This is a genomic window from Leifsonia sp. ALI-44-B (genome assembly GCF_001984125.1).
In the GTDB taxonomy this organism is placed as follows: Bacteria; Actinomycetota; Actinomycetes; order Actinomycetales; family Microbacteriaceae; genus Okibacterium.
This window is the reverse complement of the sequence record NZ_MTQL01000007.1, coordinates 1300240-1323641: the sequence shown is the minus strand read 5'-3', so window position 1 is coordinate 1323641 and position 23402 is coordinate 1300240. Positions and strand designations below refer to the sequence as shown.

Sequence of the window (23402 nt, the reverse complement as noted above, 5' to 3'; positions counted from 1 at the left end):
GCCGAGCGCTCCGTCCGTGCCTACTGGCTGACGTCGCTGCCGAAGTACTTGTCAGAGATCTCGGCGAGCGTGCCGCCGGCGCGCAGGTCGTCGAGGGCCTTGTTGATGGCGTCGGCCAGGTCGTCGCTGCCCTTCTTCAGGGCGAAGGCGTTGCGCGACACATCGTCGAGCTCGGCGGCGACCTTGATGCCGGCATCCGGCTGCTGCTTCAGGTAGTCGAGGTAGGTGAGCTTGTCGTTGACGGTCGCGTCGACGCGGCCCTGCTGCAGAAGCTCGACGGCCTGAGCCCATCCCTCGACGTCTTCGACGTTGGCACCGGCCGTGGTGGCCACATCGTGCCAGTTGCTCGTGAGCGACTGAGCTGTGGTCTTGCCGGACAGGTCGTCGAGCGACGAGATGTCGGTGTTGTCCTTGGCGACGATGACCACACCGGGCGAGATCGTGTAGGGCTCGGTCATCGTGTACTTCTCTTCGCGCTCGTCGTTGATCGACACCTGGTTCGCGATGATGTCGAAGCGGCCAGCCTCGAGGCCGGCGAAGATGCCGTCCCACTGGGTCTCTTCGAACTTCACGTCGACGCCCAGCTTGTCGGCAACGGCGGTCACGACCTCGACGTCGTAGCCCGTGAGGTCGCCAGCGCCACCCTCGTGGTAGCTGAACGGGCGGTAGGTGCCCTCGGTTCCGACGACGATCGAGCCGGCATCCTTGATCTGCTCGAGGCTCGTGGGCTCTGTGCTGCCCGAACCCGACTCGACTCCACCCGACGAGCACGCGCTCAGCCCGAGGGCGAGCGCACCGGCGGCCACTGCGGCGAAAATACGACGTGACGACATGGGGATGTTTCCTCTCGTTCGCACCCGCAACGACCAGCGGATGCCTCAGCACAAGTTACGTGGCCCGAACCGCCCCCGCGACTCGATGTCGCGGTGTTACGGCAGCCTCCGCCGTGTCGTCGCACCAGGCCTCGGCGCGACCGGCTCGGAAAGCTCGACCTCGTGCTGCAACGCGCACGCGCCCCCGCTCATTCCTGGGTGGCGCGACTTTTTTCAGCCCCAGAGCGTGCGGACCATATCGGCCGTGTAGCCGGCCTGCGGCCAGTTCAGCCAGTCGGTCGCGAGCCAGACGTTCTCGCGCAGGAAGTGCGACTGCCCCGACGATCCACCCTCGGAGTCGTCCTGCACGACGCAGCGCGTGCCGCCCGCCTCGGCGTAGCAGGAGAAGTCGGCCGCGCGCAGGGCCGTCAGGGCCGCCGCGGACTGCTCGGCGGTGACCTGCTTCACCTCGGTGATGATGGCGAACTCGCCCGCCTGACCCCAGCTGCAGCGCAGGCCGGGCAGGTCGGCGAGCAGTGCCGCGACGGCGGGGATCGAGCTCGCGGGTTCTTCGGCAATGGTCTCGTCGTTCAGCGGGCCGCCCGCTTCGAGCGTCGCGAACATGCGCGTGCTGTAGACCTGATCGCAGCTCTGCGGGTTCGGACCGGTGATCACGGGCGCGGCGGCCGCGGTCTCGCTGGGCAGCGGCCGCGCACTCTCGCTCGAACCACCCGCACCGGAGCCCGAACCGTCCGCTCCCCCATCCGACCCGCCGGCGTTCGTGCCGCCGAGCCCCTGCAACCCGATGAGAACACCGGCCAGGAGCACGACGATCAACACGATGCCCGCGGCGATGGCGAGCGTGATGTTGCGGCGACGCACGCGGTCGTTCGGCGTGGGGGCTGCACTGTCTGCGGTCACGGTCGATCTCCTCGGTTCACGATGCCTTCACCTTACCCAGCCGGGCTGCGCCGAGCCGTCAAGACGTTGACGCTGCGGCGCCGAGCGCCGACCCGTCACCATGCCCTCGGTTACTCGCCGAAGAGCTTGCCGACAACCATCTCGGAGTAGTTGTCGGGGGTGATGTTGACATAGTGCGTCGCCACCCACGCGTCGCCCCGCAACACCATCGAGTGCCCGGCGATCATCGGACCGTCGGTGTGCTCCTTCGTGCAGCGCACCCCGCCCAGCTGGTCGCCGCAGTCGTAGCCCTCCGCCTTGAGCAGCGCGAGGCCTTCGGCGGCCTCCGCCTCGTCGACCGTCGCGACCCACGTGCTGATGCCGTATTCACCGGGCTGGCCCCACATGCACTCGAGGCTGACGAGCGGCGCGAAGACGGCATCGATCGTGTCGGAACCGGTGAAGTTCTGGTCGTGCGTCATCTCGGGAATGTTCAGGGGCAGCTGCGAGTCACCTGTGAGCCTTGCCCAGGTGGCGTCGTCATAGAGGCCCCGGCACTCCGAGGGAATGGATGCCGTCTCGGCCACCGTGGGGGTCTCGTTCGGGTCATCGGTGCCCGGGGTGGGGGTCGATGTCGACGTCGGTGTCGGTGTCGCGGCGGAGCTGCCGGGCGTGGCCGGGGCTGCGGTGGATGTCGAACCGGCGTCGACGGCCGCGTCGTCCGAGCCACGCTGCGAGTTGCCCATGACGAGCGCCGTGATGCCGCCCCCGACGAGGAGCAGGACGAGCGCGGCAGCGACGAGCCACCTCGTCGTCTTGCCCGCCCGCGTTCGCGCGGCGCCCGAATCGGATGCCGCGCCGGCCGTTTCATCCGGCTCGGCACCGTTGCCGTCGAAGTCCCCTGTGCTCATTTCTCTGCCCCCGTATTGTCTTGTGGGGCCCCGCGCCGAGAGGGCACGGGGCTCATTTTCAGGCGCACATCATGCACGCTCGGGGACATCCTGGCACCTCGCGCATTCCGGCGTATGCATGCCGCCATAACGGTCTCGTAACGCACGAAAAGAGGGCCCCGGCAAATGCCGGGGCCCTCTTCACACACTCAGCCGAAGCCGGGCGTTGGATGCTGCTTAGTTGTAGGTGCCGGGAGTGAAGTCGTCGCTCGAGAAGGTGTCGAAGTCGACGAATCCGAGGTCCGCTTCATCGAACGCGCCATCGGACGCGAAGATGCGGTTCGGGTAACGCTCCGCCTTCGCCTCTTCCGTCGCCTCGACGGTGACGTCGCGGTACTTCGCGAGTCCCGTTCCGGCGGGGATGAGCTTACCGATGATGACGTTCTCCTTGAGGCCGACCAGCGGGTCGGACTTGCCTTCCATGGCGGCCTGCGTGAGAACACGCGTGGTCTCCTGGAAGGAAGCCGCGCTCAACCACGATTCGGTGGCCAGCGACGCCTTGGTGATTCCCATGACTTCCTGACGGGCCGAGGCCGTGCGCTTGCCCTCGGTGAGAGCGGCACGGTTCAGCTCGTTGTACTTCATGCGGTCGACGAGCTCACCGGGCAGCAGGTCGGTGTCACCGTGGTCGACGACAGTCACCTTGCGGAGCATCTGACGAACGATGACCTCGATGTGCTTGTCGTGGATGGGGACACCCTGCGAGCGGTAGACACCCTGCACGCCACCGACGAGGTGCTTCTGCACTTCGCGGACGCCCTGCACGCGCAGGACTTCCTTCGGGTCGACGGCACCGATGTGCAGCGGCTGACCGAGCTCCACGTGCTGGCCGTCCTCGACGAGGAGGGTTGCACGCTTCAGCACCGGGTAGATCACTGCTTCGTCGCCGTTGTCGGGCGTCAGGATGACCTTGCGGCTCTTGTCCGTCTCCTCGATGGTGATGCGTCCCGGCGCCTCGGCGATCGGGGTCGCACCCTTCGGGGTACGGGCTTCGAACAGCTCCTGCACGCGGGGAAGACCCTGCGTGATGTCGTCTGCCGACGCGGATCCACCGGTGTGGAAGGTACGCATCGTGAGCTGCGTTCCGGGCTCACCGATCGACTGGGCCGCGATGATACCGACGGCCTCACCGATGTCGACGAGCTTGCCGGTGGCCAGCGAACGGCCGTAGCAGGCGGCGCAGACACCGACGCTGGACTCACAGGTCAGCACGGAGCGGACCTTGATCGTCTCGACGCCAGCGGCAACGAGCTTGTCGATGAGAACGTCTCCGACGTCGTCTCCGGCTTCGGCCACCACGGTGCCCTGGGGGTCGACGGCCTCGGCGGCGAGCGAACGAGCGAACACGGAGTTCTCGACGTTGGCGTCGCGCACCAGGGTGCCGTCGGCATCCTTCGCAGCGATGGTGAGGGTGAGGCCCTTGGTGGTGCCACAGTCCTCGTCGCGGATGATGACGTCCTGCGAGACGTCGACGAGTCGACGCGTCAGGTAACCGGAGTCGGCGGTACGAAGCGCCGTGTCGGCCAGACCCTTACGGGCACCGTGCGTGGCGATGAAGTACTCGGCCACGGACAGGCCCTCGCGGTAGGACGAGATGATCGGGCGAGGGATGATCTCACCCTTCGGGTTGTTCACCAGGCCTCGCATACCGGCGATGTTGCGGATCTGCAGCCAGTTACCACGTGCACCCGACGACACCATGCGGTTGATGGTGTTGTCTTCGGGGAAGTTCGCACGCATGGCCTCGGCGACCTTGTCGGTTGCCTCGGTCCAGATCTGGATGAGTTCCTGACGACGCTCGGAGTCGGTGATCAGACCCTTCTCGAACTGCGACTGCACCTTGGCGGCCTGCTTCTCGTAGGCACCCACGATCTCGCGCTTGTTCGGCGGAGTGAGGATGTCGGAGAGAGCGACCGTGACACCACTTCGGGTCGCCCAGTGGAAACCGGCGTCCTTGATGTTGTCGAGGGTGGCAGCGACGACCGTCTTGGGGTAACGCTCGGCGAGGTCGTTGACCAGCGTCGAGAGTCGGCCCTTGTCGGCGACGTCTTCGATGTAGGGGTAGTCGTAAGGCAGGGCCTCGTTGAAGAGCGCGCGACCGAGCGTCGTCTCGAGCAGGTACGGCTTGCTCTCGTCGAAGTCTTCGGGCGTCTGTCCTTCGGCGAAGTGCACGCCTTCGAGACGGATGCGCACCTTGGCGTTGAGGTCGAGCGAGCCCTGGTCCTTCGCGAGAATCGCTTCTGCGACGGAGGAGAACGCGCGGCCTTCGCCCTCGACACCCGACTTGAGGGTGGTGAGGTGGTGCAGACCGATGATCATGTCCTGCGAGGGCAGGGTGACCGGGCGGCCGTCGGAGGGCTTCAGGATGTTGTTCGAGGCGAGCATCAGGATGCGCGCTTCGGCCTGGGCCTCGACCGACAGCGGGAGGTGGACAGCCATCTGGTCGCCGTCGAAGTCTGCGTTGAACGCAGCACACACGAGCGGGTGCAGCTGGATGGCCTTACCCTCGACGAGCTGAGGCTCGAACGCCTGGATGCCGAGACGGTGCAGCGTGGGCGCACGGTTCAGCAGCACGGGGCGTTCGCGGATGATCTCTTCCAAGACATCCCACACCTCGGCGCGCGAGCGCTCGACCATACGCTTTGCCGCCTTGATGTTCTGAGCGTGGCTCAGGTCGATCAGGCGCTTGATGACGAACGGCTTGAAGAGCTCCAGGGCCATCTGCTTGGGCAGACCACACTGGTGCAGCTTCAGCTGCGGGCCGACGATGATGACCGAACGACCCGAGTAGTCGACGCGCTTGCCCAGCAGGTTCTGGCGGAAACGACCCTGCTTACCCTTCAGCATGTCGCTGAGGGACTTGAGGGCACGGTTGCCGGTACCGGTGACGGGGCGACCACGACGGCCGTTGTCGAACAGCGCGTCAACAGCCTCTTGAAGCATGCGCTTCTCGTTGTTGACGATGATCTCGGGGGCACCGAGGTCGAGCAGACGACGCAGACGGTTGTTGCGGTTGATCACACGACGGTAGAGGTCGTTGAGGTCGGACGTGGCGAAGCGGCCACCGTCGAGCTGAACCATGGGGCGCAGCTCGGGCGGGATCACGGGGACCACGTCGAGCACCATGGCGGCCGGCGAGTTGCCGGTCTGCACGAACGAGTTGACGACGCGCAGGCGCTTGATGGCGCGGATCTTCTTCTGACCCTTGCCCTCGGCGATCTGCAGGTGCAGCAGCTCGGCTTCGGCCACGAGGTCGAACGAGAGGAGGCGCTTCTTGATGGCCTCGGCGCCCATGTAGGCGTCGAAGTACAGGCCGAAGCGGTCCTGCAGCTCGTGGAACACGGCGTCTTCCGGCTTCAGGTCGCCGACCTTCAGGTTGCGGAAGTCGTCCCAGACGCGCTCGAGGTGAGCGATCTGCTCGTCGTACGACTTGCGGGTCTGGCTCATCTCCTTCTCGGCGGCATCCTTGGTGCGACGCTTCTGGTCGCTCTTGGCGCCTTCGGCCTCGAGGGCCGCGAGGTCGTCTTCGAGCTTCTTCAGACGGTCGGCGATGCGGCTGTCGCGCTGGTCACCCAGGGTCTTGATCTCGAGACGGAGCTCGTTCTCCAGACCGGGCATGTCGGCGTGGCGGGCCTCGTCGTCGACGTCGATCACCATGTAGGCGGCGAAGTAGATGACCTTTTCGAGGTCCTTCGGCGCCATGTCGAGCAGGTAACCGAGGCGAGACGGGACGCCCTTGAAGTACCAGATGTGAGTGACGGGGGCGGCGAGTTCGATGTGGCCCATGCGCTCACGGCGCACAGACGACTTCGTGACCTCGACACCGCAGCGCTCACAGACGATGCCCTTGAAGCGGACACGCTTGTACTTGCCACAGGAGCATTCCCAGTCACGCGACGGTCCGAAGATCTGTTCGCCGAACAGACCGTCCTTCTCGGGCTTCAGGGTGCGGTAGTTGATGGTTTCGGGCTTCTTGACCTCACCGTACGACCAACGACGGATGTCGTCAGCGGTAGCCAGGCCAATGCGAAGCTCGTCAAAAGTGGTTACGTCGAGCAATTTCTCTCCTACTTAGGAAAACTCGTGAGTTCTTTACAGGGGCCTGGTTTAGATCTCGTCGATTGACGAGGACTCGAACCGGGAGGAAATGTTGATGCCGAGCTCTTCGGCGGCGCGGAATGCGTCGTCGTCGGTGTCGCGCAGGCTGACCGCGGTGCCGTCGGCCGAGAGGACCTCGACGTTCAAGCACAGCGACTGCATTTCCTTGATGAGCACCTTGAAGGATTCGGGGATACCCGGCTCCTGGATGTTCTCACCCTTGACGATGGCTTCGTACACCTTCACGCGGCCGAGGATGTCGTCCGACTTGATGGTCAGGAGCTCCTGCAGGGCGTAGGCGGCACCGTATGCTTCGAGCGCCCACACCTCCATCTCACCGAATCGCTGTCCACCGAACTGCGCCTTACCACCCAGCGGCTGCTGCGTGATCATGGAGTACGGGCCAGTGGAACGGGCGTGGATCTTGTCGTCGACCAGGTGGTGGAGCTTCAAGATGTACATGTAGCCGACCGAGATCGGGGCGGGGAAGGGCTCTCCGGAGCGGCCGTCGAACAGACGCGTCTTTCCGGTCGAGTCGATCAGGCGCTCACCATCGCGGGTGAGGGTCGTCGAGTCGAGCAGACCGGCGATCTCCTCCTCGAAGGCACCGTCGAACACGGGGGTCGCAACCTTGGTGCCGGGGGCCGCGCTGTGCGCTTCCTTCGGCAACTTCTTCGCCCAGGCGGGCGAACCCTCGACATCCCAACCCTGCTTGGCGACCCAACCGAGGTGGGTCTCGAGCACCTGGCCGAAGTTCATTCGACCGGGGATGCCCAGCGGGTTCAGGATGATGTCGACAGGAGTTCCGTCGGCGAGGAACGGCATGTCCTCGACCGGCAGGATCTTGGCGATGACACCCTTGTTGCCGTGACGACCGGCGAGCTTGTCACCCTCGGTGATCTTGCGCTTCTGGGCGATGTAGACGACCACGCGGCGGTTGACGCCCGAACCCAGCTCGTCGTCGCCGTCTTCGGAGTTGAACTCCTTGACCGCGATGATCGTGCCGCGCTCACCGTGGGGAACCTTGAGGCTCGTGTCGCGGACTTCGCGGCTCTTCTCGTTGAAGATCGCGCGCAGCAGTCGCTCCTCGGCGCTCAGCTCGGTCTCACCCTTGGGCGTGACCTTGCCGACCAGGATGTCGCCGGGGCGAACCTCGGCGCCGATGCGGATGATTCCGCGCTCGTCGAGGTCCTTCAGCAGGTCGGGGCTCACGTTCGGAAGGTCACGCGTGATCTCTTCCTTGCCGAGCTTCGTGTCGCGGGCGTCGACCTCGTACTCCTCGATGTGGATCGAGGAGAGCACGTCGTCCTTCACCAGGTTCTGGCTCAGGATGATCGCGTCTTCGAAGTTGTGACCTTCCCACGTCATGAAGGCGACGAGGAGGTTCTTTCCGAGGGCCAGTTCACCGTTCTCGGTGGCGGGACCGTCGGCGATGACCTCGCCGGCCTCGATGCGGTCACCCTCGGTGACGACAACGCGGTTGTTGTAGCTGGTGCCCTGGTTGGAGCGGTCGAACTTGCGCAGGTAGTACTCCTGCGTTCCACCCTCGTCGAGCTGAACGGTGACGACATCGGCGGAAACCTCGGACACGACGCCCGACTTCTGCGCGGTGACGACGTCTCCGGCGTCGACGGCGGCGTAGCCCTCCATACCCGTTCCGACGAGCGGCGACTCGCTGCGCAGCAGCGGGACGGCCTGACGCTGCATGTTGGCACCCATGAGGGCGCGGTTCGCATCGTCGTGCTCGAGGAAGGGGATGAGCGAGGTCGCGACCGACACCATCTGGCGCGGCGAGACATCCATGTAGCCGATTTCTTCGGCGGGAACGAGGTCGACCTCGCCGCCCTTCTTACGAGCCAGGACGCGGTCTTCGGCGAAGCGCGCGTCGGCCGTCAGAGGAGCGTTGGCCTGGGCGACGATGAAGTCGTCCTCTTCGCTCGCCGTGAGGTAATCGATGTTGGTGGTGACTTCGCCGTCGACGACGCGGCGGTACGGGGTCTCGATGAACCCGAACGCGTTGATGCGTGCGAAGGAGGCGAGCGAACCGATCAGACCGATGTTGGGGCCTTCAGGGGTTTCGATGGGGCACATGCGGCCGTAGTGGGACGGGTGAACGTCTCGCACCTCGACGCCGGCGCGCTCACGGGACAGACCACCGGGGCCCAGCGCGGAGAGACGACGCTTGTGCGTCAGACCGGCGAGCGGGTTGTTCTGGTCCATGAACTGCGACAGCTGCGACGTTCCGAAGAACTCCTTGATCGCGGCGACGACGGGGCGCACGTTGATCAGGGTCTGCGGCGTGATCGCCTCGATGTCCTGCGTGGTCATACGCTCGCGGACGACGCGCTCCATGCGGCTGAGGCCGGTGCGCACCTGGTTCTGGATGAGCTCACCCACGGCGCGGATGCGACGGTTGCCGAAGTGGTCGATGTCGTCGACGTCGAGACGGATGTCGACGCCCTTGCCATCGCGCACACCGGAGTAGGTGGTCTCGTTGCTGTGCAGGCGCACCAGGTACTTGATCGTCGCGACGATGTCTTCGACGGTCAGGACCGAGTCGCTGAGCGGCGCATCGATGCCGAGCTTGCGGTTGATCTTGTAACGACCCACCTTGGCCAGGTCGTAGCGCTTCGGGTTGAAGTAGAAGTTGTCGAGCAGCGCGCGCGCAGCCTCGGCAGCGACCTGCTCGCCCGGACGGAGCTTGCGGTAGATGTCGCGAAGGGCATCTTCCTTGCTGAGGATCGTGTCCTTCTCGAGGGTGAGCTCGATGGACTCGAAGCCCTTGAACTCCTCCATGATCTCTTCGGTCGTCAGACCGAGAGCCTTGAGGAACACCGTGACCGACTGCTTGCGCTTGCGGTCGATGCGGACGCCGACCTGGTCGCGCTTGTCGATCTCGAACTCGAGCCAAGCACCACGGCTCGGGATGACGCGAGCCGAGTAGATGTCCTTATCGGACGTCTTCTCCTGCTGACGCTCGAAGTACACGCCCGGCGAGCGGACGAGCTGCGAGACGACGACACGCTCGGTGCCGTTGATAATGAACGTGCCACGCTCGGTCATGAGCGGGAAGTCGCCCATGAAGACCGTCTGAGTCTTGATCTCACCCGTGAGGTGGTTCATGAACTCGGCCTCGACATAGAGAGGAGCGGCGTAGGTCTTGCCACGCTCCTTGCACTCGTCGATCGAGTACTTCTCGGGCTCGAGGTAAGGGTTGGCGAACGACAGCTGCATGGTCTCGCCGAGGTCTTCGATCGGAGAGATCTCTTCAAAGATCTCTTCGAGACCCGAGTGGCTCGCGAGGTCGGTACGACCCTGCGCGGTGGCTTCTTCGACGCGTGCCTTCCACACGTCGTTGCCCACCAGCCAGTCGAACGACTCGGTCTGCAAAGCGAGCAGATCCGGAACCGTCAGCGTGTCGGTGATTTTAGCGAACGACAGACGGGAAGCCCCGCGGCCGTTCTTGGGTGAGTTGGTGGATGCGTTGCGCGCAGCAGCCAAGGAAATAACCTCCGTGGACCCCGTCGGGTCAAGTTACTGTTAGTAATGGAGAACTCGTAGACCCCGCGATAAAGCCGACCGGACATGATGTCCGAGCCCGAAAGCCGACCGCAATATGAAGGCAGAGGGATGTCTAAGAGCGCAAAGGTCAAGTGTATGCCCTCCGACGCGCCGTGTCCAGTTACTTCCTTGACCCGATTTCATTTCTCCTGTATATGGGCTGATGTCGGAGCTGAGTCCGGGGCGGACCGCAGCCACGCTCGACGCAAACCCTGAGACATGTGGCGCCAGGTGACATCCCGAATGAAGATGGAGTCGATGGCGATCATGGCCAGAGAGAACCACGGCAGACCCATGAGAATGGCGATGCCGACGTGGAACCCCAGCATGACGACGAGCGCGAAGATGCGGGTGCCGCGCCTGAGGAGCAGCAGGGGGAACGAGACCTGCACGAGGAGCGTGAGCAGGGTCGCGAAAGCGACGGCCGGGGCCCACGCCGTGACGAGCGCCGACAACTCGGGCCATGTGCCGAATTGCTCCACATGGATGGGGTCGTAGATAGCCCAGCCACCCGACCACGGCGCTCCCCCGGCCTTGTAGAGACCGCCCGAGACGTAGATGAAGGACACCTGACAGGCGAGCACGACGATGGCGAGGTTGTGCGCGAGGTTCGTCGACCAGAGGGGCAGGACGCGCTGGAAGCGCCAGAGCCTGATCGGCCACGCGGATCGGCGACCGGCGAAACGACGGCGGCGCAGGGCATCCATGGACCAGCGTTCGGCCGGCGACGTGAAGAACATGGCGATGAGGGCGATGCGTGTGAGGTTGTCGCTCTGGTCGCTGACGTACTCGTTCACCTCGACGAAACCGACCCACAGGATGAAGAGGGGAATCATGACGAGGCGTGTGCGATAGCCGATGGCGAAGAGGACGGCGCACAGGGCCAGCAGCAGATAGAGCTCGGTGAAGACGATGTCGTTGCCCGCGACCTGCGCGAAGATGTTGAACGGCCAGATGCTCGAGAAGTCGCTGCTGGGGTATTCGAGTTGGCCCGTCCAGGCCGCGCCCGCTCCGAAGGTATAGAGGCGCGTCGAGAAGTTCGTGGCGAGGGTGCCGAAGATCATCAGGCCGAGGAGCATGCGCGTGACGGCGAGGCCGTAGGTGGCGCGCTTGCGGTCGAGGAGCCACGACTCCCCCTGCAAGAAGAGGGTGCGGACGAGCTGCGCGAGGCCGCGCATGCCATCACGGAGGAGGAGCCCGACCGTGCGTGCCGATTGCCGAGCGGGCAGGCGCCGCGAGGGGGCCGGCGTGACAGGACTCGGCATGACGGGACTCGGCGTGACGGGACTCGGCGTGACGGGACTCGGCGTGGCGGGACTCGGCGTGGCGGGCTCGGCCTCGGCGGGCTTCGTCTCGGCAGCCATGGTTTCGGTGGCCTCTGTCTCGGCAAGCGTTTTCTGAGCGCGCTTCGTTTCGGCGGTTTTCGTAGGCGTGCGCGGGGCGGCGGTCATTTCTCGAGCCTTTCGAAGGCGGGGCGGAAGACGTCGGCGAAGTCGGCGTCGGACTGTTGGGGCAGAGTGATGAGGCCCCGCCATCCGGTGTCGGCGATCTGTTCGGGTGGGCGGACGGCATCGGGGTTGTTGCGGTCAACGAACGGGATGATGTTCTGCCGGAGCACCTGGAACTGGACGCGGATGACCGAGTCGCCCCAGACAGCCCGTGCGACCTGAGTGGAATACGCATCCGAATAGCGCTCTTGGACGATGTAGGCGACCACGAGGCTCTGGTCGTCTCCCTGCTCGTTCATCGCGTTCTGCATGCGGCCGAGCCAGGCGTCGCCCTCGAAATAGTTCAGGGATGCCGTCGTGCGCTGTTCGGGCGACAGGCGGTCGTATGCGCCCTTCAGCAGGGACGCCTGGTGCGTGCCGAGGCCGGATGCCCGGGGCGGGAACAGGTTGTGACGGGACATCGACATCTCGACGTCGGAGGCGGAGATCCATTCGGTTTCACGCGTCGAGCCGTCCTCGTTCGCCACGAGAGCGCGGACCTTGAAGCGGTAGTCGCCGTTGATGGGCTCGGGTGCGAAGACACTCCAGCTCTGGCCGTACCAGGGGATCATGTAGCTGGTCAGGAGGTTGCCCGGCACGAGTTCACGCAGCGGGGTGACGGGTCCGATCCACAGGAAGCTGGCGAAGATGTGCCAGGCGGTGAAGAGGACGCCGGCGGCTAGTGCGCCTCGCACGAGAGGACCTCTGCGGCGATGAACGGTGGCGGCCATATGGCTCTCCTGTCGGAATGTCGTAGGTGAAACGCTAAAACTATATATATCAGTGTTCTATAAGATGCAAAAGAGTTGTGCGGATTTTGACCGCACGACGAAGCGGGGCGCATACGAATCGATCGCACACGCCCCGCTCGTCATCGGGTGACGGGTCCGATTCCCCTTATTCGGCGGAAGCGGAGCCGGCCTGACGACGACGCTTGGCCACCGTCAAGAAACCGAACAGGCCTCCGGCGGCGAGCAGGCTGGCCGCGAGGGCGGCGAAGCCGGTCGCGTCGGCAGCACCCGTGTTGGACAGCGAGCCGTTGTTCAGGCCCGTGTTGGTCCCGTTGGCCTTCGACGACGATGCGGACAGCGTGGACGCCGACGCGCCTGCAGTCGTGCCCGATGCGTTAGCCGTCGTCGAGGTGGAGGTCGACGGGTTCGACGACGCGGATGCGGCGGCCGACGGGTTCGACGACGCCTGCGCGTTCGATGCAGCGGTCGCGGTGACCGATGCGTCGGTGGACGCGTTGGCGATTGCAGCAGCCTGGGACGCTGCCGAGTTGTCAGCGTTGGCGGCCTGGGAGGCCGTCGCGTTGACGCTCGACGAGTTGTCGGCGTTTGCCGCAGCCTGAGCAGCCGTCATGGACGATGCGTTCGCCGCGGTCTTCGACGTGGTCGACGCGTCGCGGGAGGCGTTGGCGGTCGCCGCCACCTGAGCCGCGATGCTCGCATCGGGGTTCGCCGCGGCTGATGCCTGCGTTGTCGCGTCGGCACGACCGGCGGCCTGCGCGGCGGCGTTCGCCCGCGAGTCGGCTGCGGCGGATGCCGAGGCGTTGGCGTTCACCGAACCGGAGGGGTTCGAAGCGGCCGACGCGTTGGAATCGATCGAGGCGTTCGTCGACGAGTTCGCGATCGCCGCGGCCTTCGACGCGGACGCCGCGTCAGCCGTGGCGGCCTGCGAAGCGTTGGCGTTGGTCGAGGACGAGTTGTCCGCGTTTGCCGCAGCCTGGGCCGCGGTGCGAGCCGAGGCGTTCATCGCGGTGCTGGCGTCGGTCGAGGCATCCTTCGACGCGTCGGCCGTTGCGGCCACCTGAGCCGCGATGCTGGCATCGGGGTTCGCAGCGGCTGAAGCCTGCGTGGTGGCGTCGGCGCGGGCGGCGGCCTGCGCGGCGGGGTTCGAGTCGCCATCGGCTGCGGCGGATGCTGCGGCGTTGGTGTTGAGCGATCCGGCCGGGTTGGTCGAAGCCGACGCATTCGTCGTCGCCGTGGGATTCGTGGCAGCCGACGCATTCGTAGCCGCGTTCGGGTTTGTGGCGGCCGACGCATTCGTCGTCGCCGTCGGGTTGGTCGACGCGGTGGCGTTCGAGTCCACCGATGCGTTCGTGGACGAGTTCGCGATCGCCGCCGCCTTTGACGCCGAGTTGGAGTCAGCGGTCGCAACCTGCGACGCGTTGGCGTTCGTCGACGAAGAGTTGTCGGCGTTCGCAGCAGCTTGGGCCGCGGTGAGCGCCGAGGCGTTCAGCGCGGTGTCGGCATTCTGAGACGCGTCGCGAGAAGCATCCGCCGTTGCCGCGACCTGAGCCGCGATGCTGGCATCGGGGTTCGCAGCCGCCGAGGCCTGCGTCGTCGCATCCGCGCGGGCAGCAGCCTGCGCGGCCGGACGGGCGTCGCCGTCGGCGGCGGCCGAGGCCGCAGCGTTGGTGTTCACGGTGCCGGCGGGGTTGGTCGACGCGTTCGCGTTCGTCGCGGCGGTCGGGTTTGTCGCCGACGACGCGTCCGTAGTGGCCGTCGGGTTCGTCGAGGCGGACGCGTTGGTCGTGCCCGTGGGGTTGGCGGTCGCGTTCGCGTTCGACAGTGCCGTCGCGTTCTTCTGAATGGATGCATTGGTGGACGCATCCGCGATCGCGGCAGCGAGGGATGCAGATGCGGCATCCGCCGTCGAGGCCTGGGAGGCGTTGGCGTTGGTGGAGGCCGAGTTGTCGGCGTTCGCAGCCGCCTGAGCGGCCGTCGTCGCAGAAGCGTTGGCAATGGTGTCCGAGGTGGACGAGGCGTTGCGCGACGCATCCGCCGAGCTGGCGACCTGCGCCGCGATGCTCGCGTCCGGGTTCGCTGCAGCCGAGGCCTGGGTCGTCGCGTCGGCCTGAGCCGCGGCCTGAGCCGCCGGGTTCGAATCACCGTCGGCAGCCGCCGAGGCCGAGGCATTCTTGTTCACGTCCGAGTTGGCGGTCGACGTCGCGTTCGCGTTCGTCGTCGGGTTCGTCGTCGCGTTCGCGTCCGTGGTCGGGTTCGCCGTCGCGTTCGCGTTCGTCGTCGGGTTCGCCGTCGCGTTCGCGTTCGTCGTCGGGTTCGCCGTCGCGTTCGCGTCCGTGGTCGGGTTCGCCGTCGCGTTGGCGTTGGAGTCGACCGACGCGTTCGTCGACGAGTTCGCGATGGAAGCGGCCTTCGAGGCAGAGTTCGCGTCCGCCGTAGCGACCTGGGAGGCGTTGGCGTTGGTGGCCGACGAGTTGTCCGCGTTCGCGGCCGCCTGAGCAGCCGTGGTCGCCGAGGCGTTGGCGATCGAGTCGGAGGTCGACGAGGCGTTGCGCGAGGCATCCGCCGTGCTCGCGACCTGCGCCGCGATGCTCGCATCCGGGTTCGCCGCGGCCGAAGCCTGCGTGGTCGCGTCCGCCTGGGCGGCCGCCTGGGCGGCAGGGTTCGAGGTGCCGTCAGCTGCGGCCGAGGCCGACGCGTTCTGGTTCACGGAGGCGTTCGACGTAGATGTCGCGTTTGCATTGGTCGTTGCCGACGGGCTCGGGTTCGCGGCCGAGGTCGCGTTCGTGCTTCCCGTCGGGTTCGTCGACGCGTTGGAATCCGGGTTCGACGCCGACGAGACGTTGCCCTCGACCGCAGGGTTGGACGAAGCGTTCGAGGTGGTCGAAGAATTCGAGGTCGCTGTCGCGGCCGCGGGAGTGTCCTCGATGTCGACGTTGATGCGGTGACTGTCCTGGGCGACCTTGGTGAAAGCCACCGCGCCGACGCCCGATCCGCGCGACTCCATGATCACGTTGAATCGCAATTCCGTGACGGTGCCAGTGGCGGTCACGACACCGCTGTGGGCCGTGTTCTGAGCGGCACTCACGCTGTTCGGGGTAACGGTCAAATCGCCCGACGTCGACGACAGCGCAACACCCGGGGTAGTCAGCGTGTATTTCGCCGAGGAGAACACGTTGCCGAAGCCCAGCACGAAAGACGCTCCGCCGAGATCCGAGAATTGAATCTTCGGGTTCGTGACCGGTTTGGCGAACCGGATGATGACATCGCCGCGGTTGCACGCTTGGTTGTTCGCGCAGGGGAAGCCTTCATCGAGACCGATGATGCCCAGCCCGAGTTCACCGTCGTCGGTGGTTCGGATGCCGACATCCCCACCCCCGGATTCGACGCGGACGCCTTTGCCGTTGCTCGGCGTGTCGGTGGTGATTGTCACACCGGTCGAACCGACCGAGGTCGACTGCGCGGCATCGGCTCCGGTCGCGCCGGTCCAACCGGTTGCGAGAACGGCCGAGGCCGGGAGGGCGCCCGGAAGGGACAGCGCCGCGACCGCGACCACGGCCGCACCGACGAGTGCGACGCGACCGGCTCGCCGGAAGCTCGAACCGGGTGCAGACCCGGCCGTGTCGAGCGCGGCAGCTTTTCGGCGGTCGTGCTGGCGTGTATTGGATTTCATTCGAGGTGCTCCGTACGTTTCGTTGGGTTCATATCTGACGACTCATGGAGACCGGCGGGTCTCTGTACGCAACCAAACGCCACGGGCGTGGTTGAGTAACATCAATATATCAAGATACACATAGCTGCCGATGAGCACAACGGCACGCTGGGCCGTCCAGAGGCGAACTACGAGGGCTACGCTCGTTCTATGACGTCGCCCCCCTCAGTAACGCTCGGCATCAGCGGCTATCGGGCGGTCATCGAAGCCGACCGATTCGTGCCAGACAGCTTTCAGCTCGTGGTCGACGGCACCCCCCAGTCCCACGTGAACGTGGGCGACCCGTCGCAGCTGCACTTCGAGTACATCCAGCGCATCGGCCACGTGATCGACGAGCTCGGCACGCCGGGGTCGCCCGTCACCGCCATCCATCTCGGTGCCGGGGCGTTCACACTGCCGCGATATATCGACGCGACCCGACCGGGCAGCCGTCAGCAGGTGCTCGAACTCGAGACCGATCTCGTGCCGTTCGTGCGAGAACATTTGCCGCTGCCCAAACGCGCCAACATCAAGGTGCGGTACGGCGATGCGCGCGAGTCGCTCGGCAAGTTGCCCGCTGGCCTCTTCGGAACGGCGGACATCGTCGTCGTCGACATCTTCGGCGGCTCCCGGACCCCCGCCCATGTGACCAGCCAGGAGTTCTACCGCCTGGCCGCCTCCCTTCTCGCACCGCAGGGAATCATGGCGATCAATATCGCGGACGGACCGGGACTGGCATTCGCCCGCGGCCAAGCGGCCACTGTGGCCTCGGTCCTCCCCCACGTCGCTGCGATGGCTGAGGCCCAGGTGTTGAAGGGCCGACGGTTCGGCAATGTCGTGCTGGTTGCGTCGGGTGAGCCGCTGCCGCTCGACTACATCCCCCGTTTGCTCGCCGGCGGGCCGCACCCTGCGCAAGCCGTGCACGGTAAAGCCCTGGCTGAATTCATCCGGAGCGCTCCGATCGTGACCGATCAGACGGCCGTGCCGTCCCCGCCCCCGAATCGCTCCGTCTTCCTCGCGAAGTAACGATCGGCGGCTGAGCGACGGACCGCCCATTGCCGACAGGCGGGGGCGGTTGACGGGACGAAACGCCTTGCACGGTTAGGCTCGAAACGCCGCCATTCAGCGGCATGCTCTACCGCCACATAAGCCACATCCGGGGGCACCCATGAAGATCTTGCTCGGCTGGGACGCCGTGACCCTTCGCGAGAAAGTCGACCTGCGCGCGGCCGGCGAGCGCCTGGCCGAGCTCGGCGACATGCGCAATCTGCAGGCCCTCAGCGAACGTGCGTGGTTGCTCAAAGTCACCGGACAACTCGATGAGGCTCTGGATGTCGCAAGCCAGGCCGTGCGTCTCGCCCGCTTCACCGGCAACCGACGGGATCTGTTGCTGCCCCGCATCCTGCGCACCCAGGTGCTGCAATACCTCGGGCGCTATGACGAGGCGATCTATGAACTGACACTCTGCGCGGATGATGCGCGCACCCAGAATTGGCCGACGCTCGAGTCGGTCGCCCTACAGCACCGTGGGCGCGTCCTCTTCGATGCCGGCGAATATGCGGCCGCGCTGGCCGATTTCAAGGCCGCCGTCCTTCTGCGCAACCAGGCGGGCGCGAGCGAGGCTGAACTCGAGCCGTCCCTCATTGCCATCGCCGTCACGGAGTCGTTCCTCAGCGAAAGCGCGTGACCGCCGGCCGGGTTGCCGGATCGGGGCCCAACGCACGGATGTCGGTGCCGCGAGGTAGCCTTTTGCCATGTCAGATCTCGCGCGCGTGCGCATCTGGGCCGACGCCCTGATCGCCCTGCATCTCGACGCGGCATGGTCGTTCGACTTCGACAACGCGAAGCGACGTGCGGGCCTGTGCAACTACACCGATAAGCGCATCACGGTCTCGCGCTACCTGGCGTCGCGCTACGACGACGACGAGATCCACCAGATCCTGCTGCACGAGGTCGCTCACGCCGTCGCCGGCTCGCGGGCCGGGCACGGTCCACAGTGGCGAAAGGTCGCCGCCGAGCTGGGCTATGAGGGCTCGCGCCTGCACTCGGGCGAAACCGCCGACGAGCTGGCGCCCTGGGTGGGGACGTGCCCCAACGGGCACACGCTGTATCGACACCGGCGACCCACGAGGCAGAGTTCCTGCGCGGTGTGCTCGAAGCGGTTTGATCCGGCGTTCGAGATCGCCTGGACCAGGCGCGAGATTTCCGCCAGCACACGTCGGCGAGCCGCGGCCGCCGGGATGGGTGAGTGATGCCGACGACCTGGGTAGGGCTGTTGCGCGGCGTGAACGTGGGCGGCAACACGATCAAATCGGCCGACCTGGTGGCGGCGCTTCAGGATGCCGGGTTCGCTCGCGTGAAAACTGTCCTGGCTTCAGGCAACGTCTTGGTCGAGGGCCCGAACGAAGGCGCCGCGCAAGAGGATTCGGGTCGCGCAGAGATTCGGCGCCGGCTCGAGTCGGCGATCGACGTGCGCTACGGATATGGCGTCGCGGTGGCGGTGGTGCGTCTCGACGAGATGCAGGCCGTGATCGACGCGTATCCGTTCGACGAGGTGCCCGACCGGCATCCGTATGTCACGTTCGCGACCGATCGGGCGCTCATCGACGCGCTTGCCGAAGAGGCGGCCGCGCTGCGCGCCGAGGGGCCCACCGCCGGAGCGGAACGACTCGCGGTTGGCGACGGTGTCATGTATTGGGAGGTTGCGAAGGGCTCGAGCACGGACAGCCCGTTTGCGAAGATCTCCTCACGGGCGCGGTATCGCACGGGTGCCGAGGCCATCACGACGCGCAACCTGAGAACTCTTCGCAAGCTGGTTTGGTAGCTAGCCGGCGATCGGCCGGGAGAAAGGCTCCGGTTATGTGATGAGCCGGAGCCTTTCTCGATACCAAGCCGACGGGGATGCCCGCGAGGATCCGTGGGGTTACGGGGCGATGGTGACCGACGGGTCGAACGCTACGTAGCCCGCGAAGTCCTTGCCGACGCGCGAGGCGGCGCCGTCGTAGGGCGTCGGGTAGCTCCAGGCCTTGTCGGCGTGGACGTCGCCGCCGACGCGCACGTTCCAGTACTGGGCCTCACCCTACCAGGGGCAGGTGTACGGAGTGTCCGAGCTTTCGAACAGTTCTTTTTTCAGGCTCGCCGGCGGGAAGTACCAGTTGCCCTCGATCTTGATCAGGTCGTCCTGCTCGGCTTCGGCGAGGACCGTGTCATTCAGAGTTGCTTTCATGGCGCGAGACTACGCCGACGCCCGATCGAATGCGAGGGCCTGGACAACGCTCTCAGCAGGCTCACACAGGAGTCGCACGACGCCGGCCGTGCGACGCATCAGGACGCGAGTCGCAGAACCTTCACATCGGTGCGTGTGTCGACCTGCGAGGCGCGGACGACCTTCTCGCGCTCACCCGCGACGATCATTTCCTGTCCGACGACCGACGCAGTGAAGAGGTGGCCGACAGCCTTCTGCAAACCCTCGAACGCGGCACACACCACGGCAGCCTCGGGCGACGTGAAGTCGATACCGGCCGTTGCGAGCGCGTCGATGACAGCACCAGCGGCGAGCGCGTCGTGGCTCGTGAAGGCACCCTCGCGACCCGCGGCGACGACCGCGATGGTCACGCGACGGCCCAGGCGAACCTGGTGCTCGAGCACCCACTGGGCCGCGGCCGTGCGGTTCGTGAGGTCGGCGGCAATGATCGTCGCGTCTTCGACGGCGCAGGCCTGAACGCTCATCGTTTCGAACTGGCCGAGCGAGTCGACCCAGATGATCACGTCGGCGTCGGTCATGCGCTTCAGCCCCGGCTTTCCGAAGTCGAGGCGCACCTGGTACTTCGTCTGCGTGAGGGGGGATACGACGGTCTGCTGAACGCTCATCCGGATATCGTAACCCCGCCGAAACATGGCCGCGAAACCGGAGTCAGTACCACACCCTGTCTGTGAGGGAACGTGGGGGCCTCTCATCGGCCGACGGCAGCCGCATCCCGTCACGGATGGTTTCGAAATCGAGACGCGAGATCTCGAGGATGCCTCGGCGCAACTGTTGGCCCCAGGTGCGCCGATCGCGCGTGAACTCGAGTAGGCCGACGAGCGGGCGCACGGACTGGAACACCGTGTCGTCCATGAAGTCGACGCGGCGCCGCCAGGAGCGCGAGCCCTCGGACTGATCGGCGAGGAACATCCGACCGTCGGAGATGCGGCCGATGGCCGTGAAGGCACGCAGACGCTCACCCTCGGGCGATTCGTAGCGCGGGGAGTAGAAGACGATGCCGTCGGCCTCGGAGAAATCCTCGAGCCCGTCTCTGCCGCCGAAGGTCATCTCGACGACGCCGGCCGCGCGCAGGCGTCGCACCCGGTCGAGGGGCGCGACCACCAGCCAGTATCGGATCGCCACGTGACCTGTTTACCGCACCGGGGCGGCCGCATGCCCACGGCGCGCGCTTGCCGAACACGGGCGCTGGGTGATGATGAGGCCGAGGGACGGTGGTCGGCCGAGAAAACTGTGGATGCGCGGGATGTCTGGGCGCAAGGCCCTGCGTGCGGACATCCGGCGGAGGAGTATGGGGATATGCATGTACAGCTGAAGTTGATCTTGGACTGCGACCCCGATGCCGCCTGGCGCGCGATCAAGTCGCCGACGGTGTTGACCGAGCTGTATGGCCCCCTGCTGCAGCCCGAGTCACAGGAGGGCACGTTCCCGACGATCTGGGGGCCCGGCTCGCACGCCGTCACGCTCAAGGCGCTCGGGCTCGTGCCGGTCGGCGGCCAAGACATCCGTCTCGACTTTCAGGAGAAACGGCCCGACGGAGTGCGCATCATGCACGACAGCGGCGCGCCATTGAGTGGGCCGCTCACGCTTCTGACGCGCTGGGATCACCGAATGGCCATCGCGCCGGCGCCCGGCGACCCCACCAAGACGCTGTATCGCGACCGGCTCGAGATCTCGGGGGCCGTTGCGCCCGCACTGTGGTACCCGCTGTGGTCGCTGTGGCAGTGGCGCGGGGCCCGCATGGTGCAGATGGCGCCGACGTGGGCGTTCGACCCCGAGCGGCAGAACGAGGACGATCTCGACGCGAATACGGGGGATGCCGCATCCGATGCCCCCGCCGGCGACGACACCAGATTCGACGGCGACGACTCGAAGCTGTAGTCTGAGAGGACTTGTGGGCGCTACGGTGCCCCTTGCGTCGTAGAACGCTTTCACACCGGCTCGGCCGGTTCACGGATTTCATACGGCGAACGGATGCGTCTTCCGACGCTTTCGCCACATCCACCCGTCGTGCCAGAGCACGCATCACCGGATCGCCCGGCAGCTCCTTTCTGCCGTTCGACCACTGCCCCACCTCTTCGCCGTGCACCGGTTCATCCGAACAGGCACCGAAGGCGGCGTGGCCGGGGTATGCGTGCGTCACGAACAGGGTGCCTGCCTGAAAGGCACAACCCCATGACAGAAACAGACACCACGTTCGCCGCTCTCGGCGTTCCCACCGCCCTCGTCAACGCGCTCATCGCCGATGGCAAGACCACGCCCTTCCCCATCCAGGTCGACACGCTTCCCGACACGCTGTCGGGTCGCGATGTGCTGGGCCGCGGAAAGACGGGCTCGGGCAAGACCCTGGCCTTCAGCATCCCGATGGCCGCTCGCCTCGGCACCACCCTCTCGGGCGGACGTCGTCGCCCCGGTCGCCCCGTCGGCCTCATCCTGGCCCCGACGCGCGAGCTCGCGACGCAGATCGATGCCGTGCTCGCACCGCTCGCCGCCGCCTACAGCATGAAGACCACCACCATCTTCGGTGGCGTCAACCAGAGCCGCCAGGTCGCCGCCCTGAAGGCTGGCGTCGATATCGTCGTCGCGTGCCCCGGCCGCCTCGAAGACCTCATGAAGCAGGGCTTCGTGTCGCTCGACGCCGTCGAGATCACCGTGCTCGACGAGGCCGACCACATGGCCGACCTGGGCTTCCTGCCCGTCGTCACGCGCCTCATGGACAAGACCCCCACCGACGGTCAGCGTCTGCTCTTCTCGGCCACGCTCGACAACGGTGTGGACAAGCTCGTCAAGCGCTATCTGCACAACGAGGTCTTGCACTCGGTCGACGAGGCCAACTCCCCCGTCGCCGCCATGACCCACCACGTTTTCGAGGTCAGCGACCTCGACCAGAAGAAGAACCTCGTGCAGGCCGTCGCCTCGGGCACCGGCCGCCGCATCCTCTTCATGCGCACCAAGCACCACGCCAAGAAGCTCGCCAAGCAGCTGACCGACTCGGGCATCCCCGCCGTCGACCTGCACGGCAACCTGTCGCAGGCCGCCCGTGACCGCAACCTCGCCGCGTTCGGCGAGGGCAAGGTTCGCGTTCTGGTCGCAACGGATGTCGCGGCGCGCGGCGTGCACGTCGATAACGTCGAGCTGGTCGTGCACGTCGACCCGCCCACCGAGCACAAGGCATACCTGCACCGCTCGGGCCGCACGGCTCGTGCCGGCAGCGCGGGCGATGTTCTGACGATCATCACGCCCGCTCAGCGCAGCGACCTCAAGACTCTGATGCGCAAGGCCGACATCCAGGTGGTGCCGCAGCAGGTCACGCCGACCTCGCCCGAGGTCACCGCGCTCGTCGGCGATGTCGCGGCCTATGTGAAGCCTGCGCCGCGTGCGGCGTCGACCTCGCAGGGTGGTGGGTCGTCGAACGGTGCGAACGCGCAGCGCAAGCGCGCCGCTCGTGGCGCCCGCGACGGCGCGACGGCCGGTGCCGGTTCGCGCGGCGGCGAGTCGCGTGGCGGCTCCGCTCGTTCGGGTGAGCCGCGTCGCGACCGCTCGGGTCGTCCGGCGCGTTCGGGTTCCGGCGCTTCGGCCGGTCAGGGCTCCGGCTCGGGTCGCGGCGGTCGTGCCGCGACGCAGAGCTACAGCACGTCGACCGGCGCTCCGGCCAACGGCGCGGGCGCCGGCTCGGGCTCGTCGCGTCAGTACGACAGTGCGTCGGATGCTTCCGCCACGCGCAGCCGGCCCACGGGTTCGCGTCGCGCCAGTCACTCCGGTGGTCGCAGCGGCGGCCTCGGCGTCGGCCAGGTCGTGAACACGCGCGGTTCGGGTCGCCGCTAAACATGTACGAAGAGCGGGTCTCGGTTTTTACCGGGGCCCGCTTTTTCGTGCCCGGATGCGGGCAACC

At 66.3% G+C, this 23402-nt stretch carries 16 protein-coding genes and 1 pseudogene; 6 read left to right on the top strand and 11 right to left on the bottom strand.

Annotated features, from left to right (window positions below):
• Positions 1–20: 20 nt before the first annotated feature.
• The 8 genes from ALI44B_RS13220 to ALI44B_RS13185 all read right to left on the bottom strand — a co-directional run bounded on the left by ALI44B_RS13220 (position 21) and on the right by ALI44B_RS13185 (position 16230).
• The gene (locus ALI44B_RS13220) at positions 21–833 is read right to left on the bottom strand and encodes an amino acid ABC transporter substrate-binding protein (protein WP_077055058.1); all 813 of its coding nucleotides are present in this window, start codon (positions 831–833) and stop codon (positions 21–23) included.
• 213 nt (positions 834–1046) lie between these two features.
• Positions 1047–1733 (bottom strand): hypothetical protein, encoded by a 687-nt coding sequence (locus ALI44B_RS13215; RefSeq protein WP_077055057.1) that lies wholly within the window; start codon positions 1731–1733, stop codon positions 1047–1049.
• Positions 1734–1843: 110 nt separating this feature from the next.
• The gene (locus tag ALI44B_RS15995; protein WP_077055056.1) at positions 1844–2623 is read right to left on the bottom strand and encodes a hypothetical protein; all 780 of its coding nucleotides are present in this window, start codon (positions 2621–2623) and stop codon (positions 1844–1846) included.
• 216 nt (positions 2624–2839) lie between these two features.
• Positions 2840–6721 carry a DNA-directed RNA polymerase subunit beta' gene (locus ALI44B_RS13205; protein ID WP_077055055.1) on the bottom strand — a complete coding sequence of 1294 codons (3882 nt, stop codon included), beginning with the start codon at positions 6719–6721 and terminating at the stop codon, positions 2840–2842.
• 48 nt (positions 6722–6769) lie between these two features.
• Positions 6770–10261, bottom strand: coding sequence for a DNA-directed RNA polymerase subunit beta (gene rpoB / locus ALI44B_RS13200; RefSeq protein ID WP_077055054.1), 3492 nt, complete (start codon positions 10259–10261; stop codon positions 6770–6772).
• A gap of 200 nt (positions 10262–10461) precedes the next feature.
• Positions 10462–11772 carry an HTTM domain-containing protein gene (locus ALI44B_RS13195; RefSeq protein ID WP_238592209.1) on the bottom strand — a complete coding sequence of 437 codons (1311 nt, stop codon included), beginning with the start codon at positions 11770–11772 and terminating at the stop codon, positions 10462–10464.
• On the bottom strand, positions 11769–12503 hold the full coding sequence (locus ALI44B_RS13190; RefSeq protein WP_238592208.1) for a DUF5819 family protein: 735 nt from the start codon (positions 12501–12503) through the stop codon (positions 11769–11771). The genes ALI44B_RS13195 and ALI44B_RS13190 overlap by 4 nt, the downstream gene beginning before the upstream one ends.
• Before the next feature lie 202 nt (positions 12504–12705).
• Positions 12706–16230: a beta strand repeat-containing protein gene (locus ALI44B_RS13185; protein WP_077055052.1), complete on the bottom strand. Its 3525-nt coding sequence runs from the start codon at positions 16228–16230 to the stop codon at positions 12706–12708.
• Between the two features lie 189 nt (positions 16231–16419).
• Here ALI44B_RS13185 and ALI44B_RS13180 point away from each other — a divergent pair, with 189 nt between their 5' ends.
• The 4 genes from ALI44B_RS13180 (at position 16420) to ALI44B_RS13165 (ending at position 19072) form a co-directional block, all read left to right on the top strand.
• A complete protein-coding gene (locus ALI44B_RS13180; protein ID WP_077055051.1) occupies positions 16420–17274 on the top strand; it encodes a spermidine synthase in 855 nt (284 codons plus the stop codon).
• A gap of 142 nt (positions 17275–17416) precedes the next feature.
• Entirely contained in the window at positions 17417–17935 is a 519-nt protein-coding gene (locus ALI44B_RS13175; protein WP_077055050.1) for a hypothetical protein, read from the top strand.
• Positions 17936–18002: 67 nt separating this feature from the next.
• Complete coding sequence (locus ALI44B_RS13170) at positions 18003–18500, top strand: SprT-like domain-containing protein (RefSeq protein ID WP_077055049.1); 498 nt, start codon at positions 18003–18005, stop codon at positions 18498–18500.
• Complete coding sequence (locus ALI44B_RS13165) at positions 18500–19072, top strand: DUF1697 domain-containing protein (protein WP_077055048.1); 573 nt, start codon at positions 18500–18502, stop codon at positions 19070–19072. The genes ALI44B_RS13170 and ALI44B_RS13165 overlap by 1 nt, the downstream gene beginning before the upstream one ends.
• A 99-nt stretch (positions 19073–19171) precedes the next feature.
• Here the strand turns inward: ALI44B_RS13165 and ALI44B_RS13160 are convergent.
• The 3 genes and pseudogenes from ALI44B_RS13160 to ALI44B_RS13150 all read right to left on the bottom strand — a co-directional run bounded on the left by ALI44B_RS13160 (position 19172) and on the right by ALI44B_RS13150 (position 20635).
• Positions 19172–19474 (bottom strand): annotated as a pseudogene (locus tag ALI44B_RS13160) (DUF427 domain-containing protein).
• Between the two features lie 98 nt (positions 19475–19572).
• On the bottom strand, positions 19573–20118 hold the full coding sequence (locus tag ALI44B_RS13155) for a 2-phosphosulfolactate phosphatase (RefSeq protein WP_077055047.1): 546 nt from the start codon (positions 20116–20118) through the stop codon (positions 19573–19575).
• Positions 20119–20161: 43 nt separating this feature from the next.
• Complete coding sequence (locus ALI44B_RS13150; protein WP_238592207.1) at positions 20162–20635, bottom strand: EVE domain-containing protein; 474 nt, start codon at positions 20633–20635, stop codon at positions 20162–20164.
• Between the two features lie 174 nt (positions 20636–20809).
• Between ALI44B_RS13150 and ALI44B_RS13145 the strand changes: the two genes are divergently transcribed.
• Both ALI44B_RS13145 and ALI44B_RS13140 read left to right on the top strand, forming a co-directional pair.
• Entirely contained in the window at positions 20810–21391 is a 582-nt protein-coding gene (locus ALI44B_RS13145) for a hypothetical protein (protein WP_077055046.1), read from the top strand.
• 294 nt (positions 21392–21685) lie between these two features.
• On the top strand, positions 21686–23335 hold the full coding sequence (locus ALI44B_RS13140) for a DEAD/DEAH box helicase (protein WP_077055045.1): 1650 nt from the start codon (positions 21686–21688) through the stop codon (positions 23333–23335).
• The last annotated feature ends 67 nt before the right edge of the window (positions 23336–23402 follow it).

Excerpts from the sequence above, each read along its gene's own strand:
- ALI44B_RS13165 (WP_077055048.1), top strand. The coding sequence starts at position 18,500 with ATGCCGACGACCTGGGTAGGGCTGTTGCGCGGCGTGAACGTGGGCGGC.
- ALI44B_RS13220 (WP_077055058.1), bottom strand. The coding sequence starts at position 833 with ATGTCGTCACGTCGTATTTTCGCCGCAGTGGCCGCCGGTGCGCTCGCC.
- ALI44B_RS13145 (WP_077055046.1), top strand. The coding sequence starts at position 20,810 with ATGCATGTACAGCTGAAGTTGATCTTGGACTGCGACCCCGATGCCGCC.
- ALI44B_RS15995 (WP_077055056.1), bottom strand. The coding sequence starts at position 2,623 with ATGAGCACAGGGGACTTCGACGGCAACGGTGCCGAGCCGGATGAAACG.
- ALI44B_RS13185 (WP_077055052.1), bottom strand. The coding sequence starts at position 16,230 with ATGAAATCCAATACACGCCAGCACGACCGCCGAAAAGCTGCCGCGCTC.
- ALI44B_RS13180 (WP_077055051.1), top strand. The coding sequence starts at position 16,420 with ATGACGTCGCCCCCCTCAGTAACGCTCGGCATCAGCGGCTATCGGGCG.
- ALI44B_RS13155 (WP_077055047.1), bottom strand. The coding sequence starts at position 20,118 with ATGAGCGTTCAGCAGACCGTCGTATCCCCCCTCACGCAGACGAAGTAC.
- ALI44B_RS13175 (WP_077055050.1), top strand. The coding sequence starts at position 17,417 with ATGAAGATCTTGCTCGGCTGGGACGCCGTGACCCTTCGCGAGAAAGTC.
- ALI44B_RS13195 (WP_238592209.1), bottom strand. The coding sequence starts at position 11,772 with ATGACCGCCGCCCCGCGCACGCCTACGAAAACCGCCGAAACGAAGCGC.
- ALI44B_RS13140 (WP_077055045.1), top strand. The coding sequence starts at position 21,686 with ATGACAGAAACAGACACCACGTTCGCCGCTCTCGGCGTTCCCACCGCC.
- ALI44B_RS13170 (WP_077055049.1), top strand. The coding sequence starts at position 18,003 with ATGTCAGATCTCGCGCGCGTGCGCATCTGGGCCGACGCCCTGATCGCC.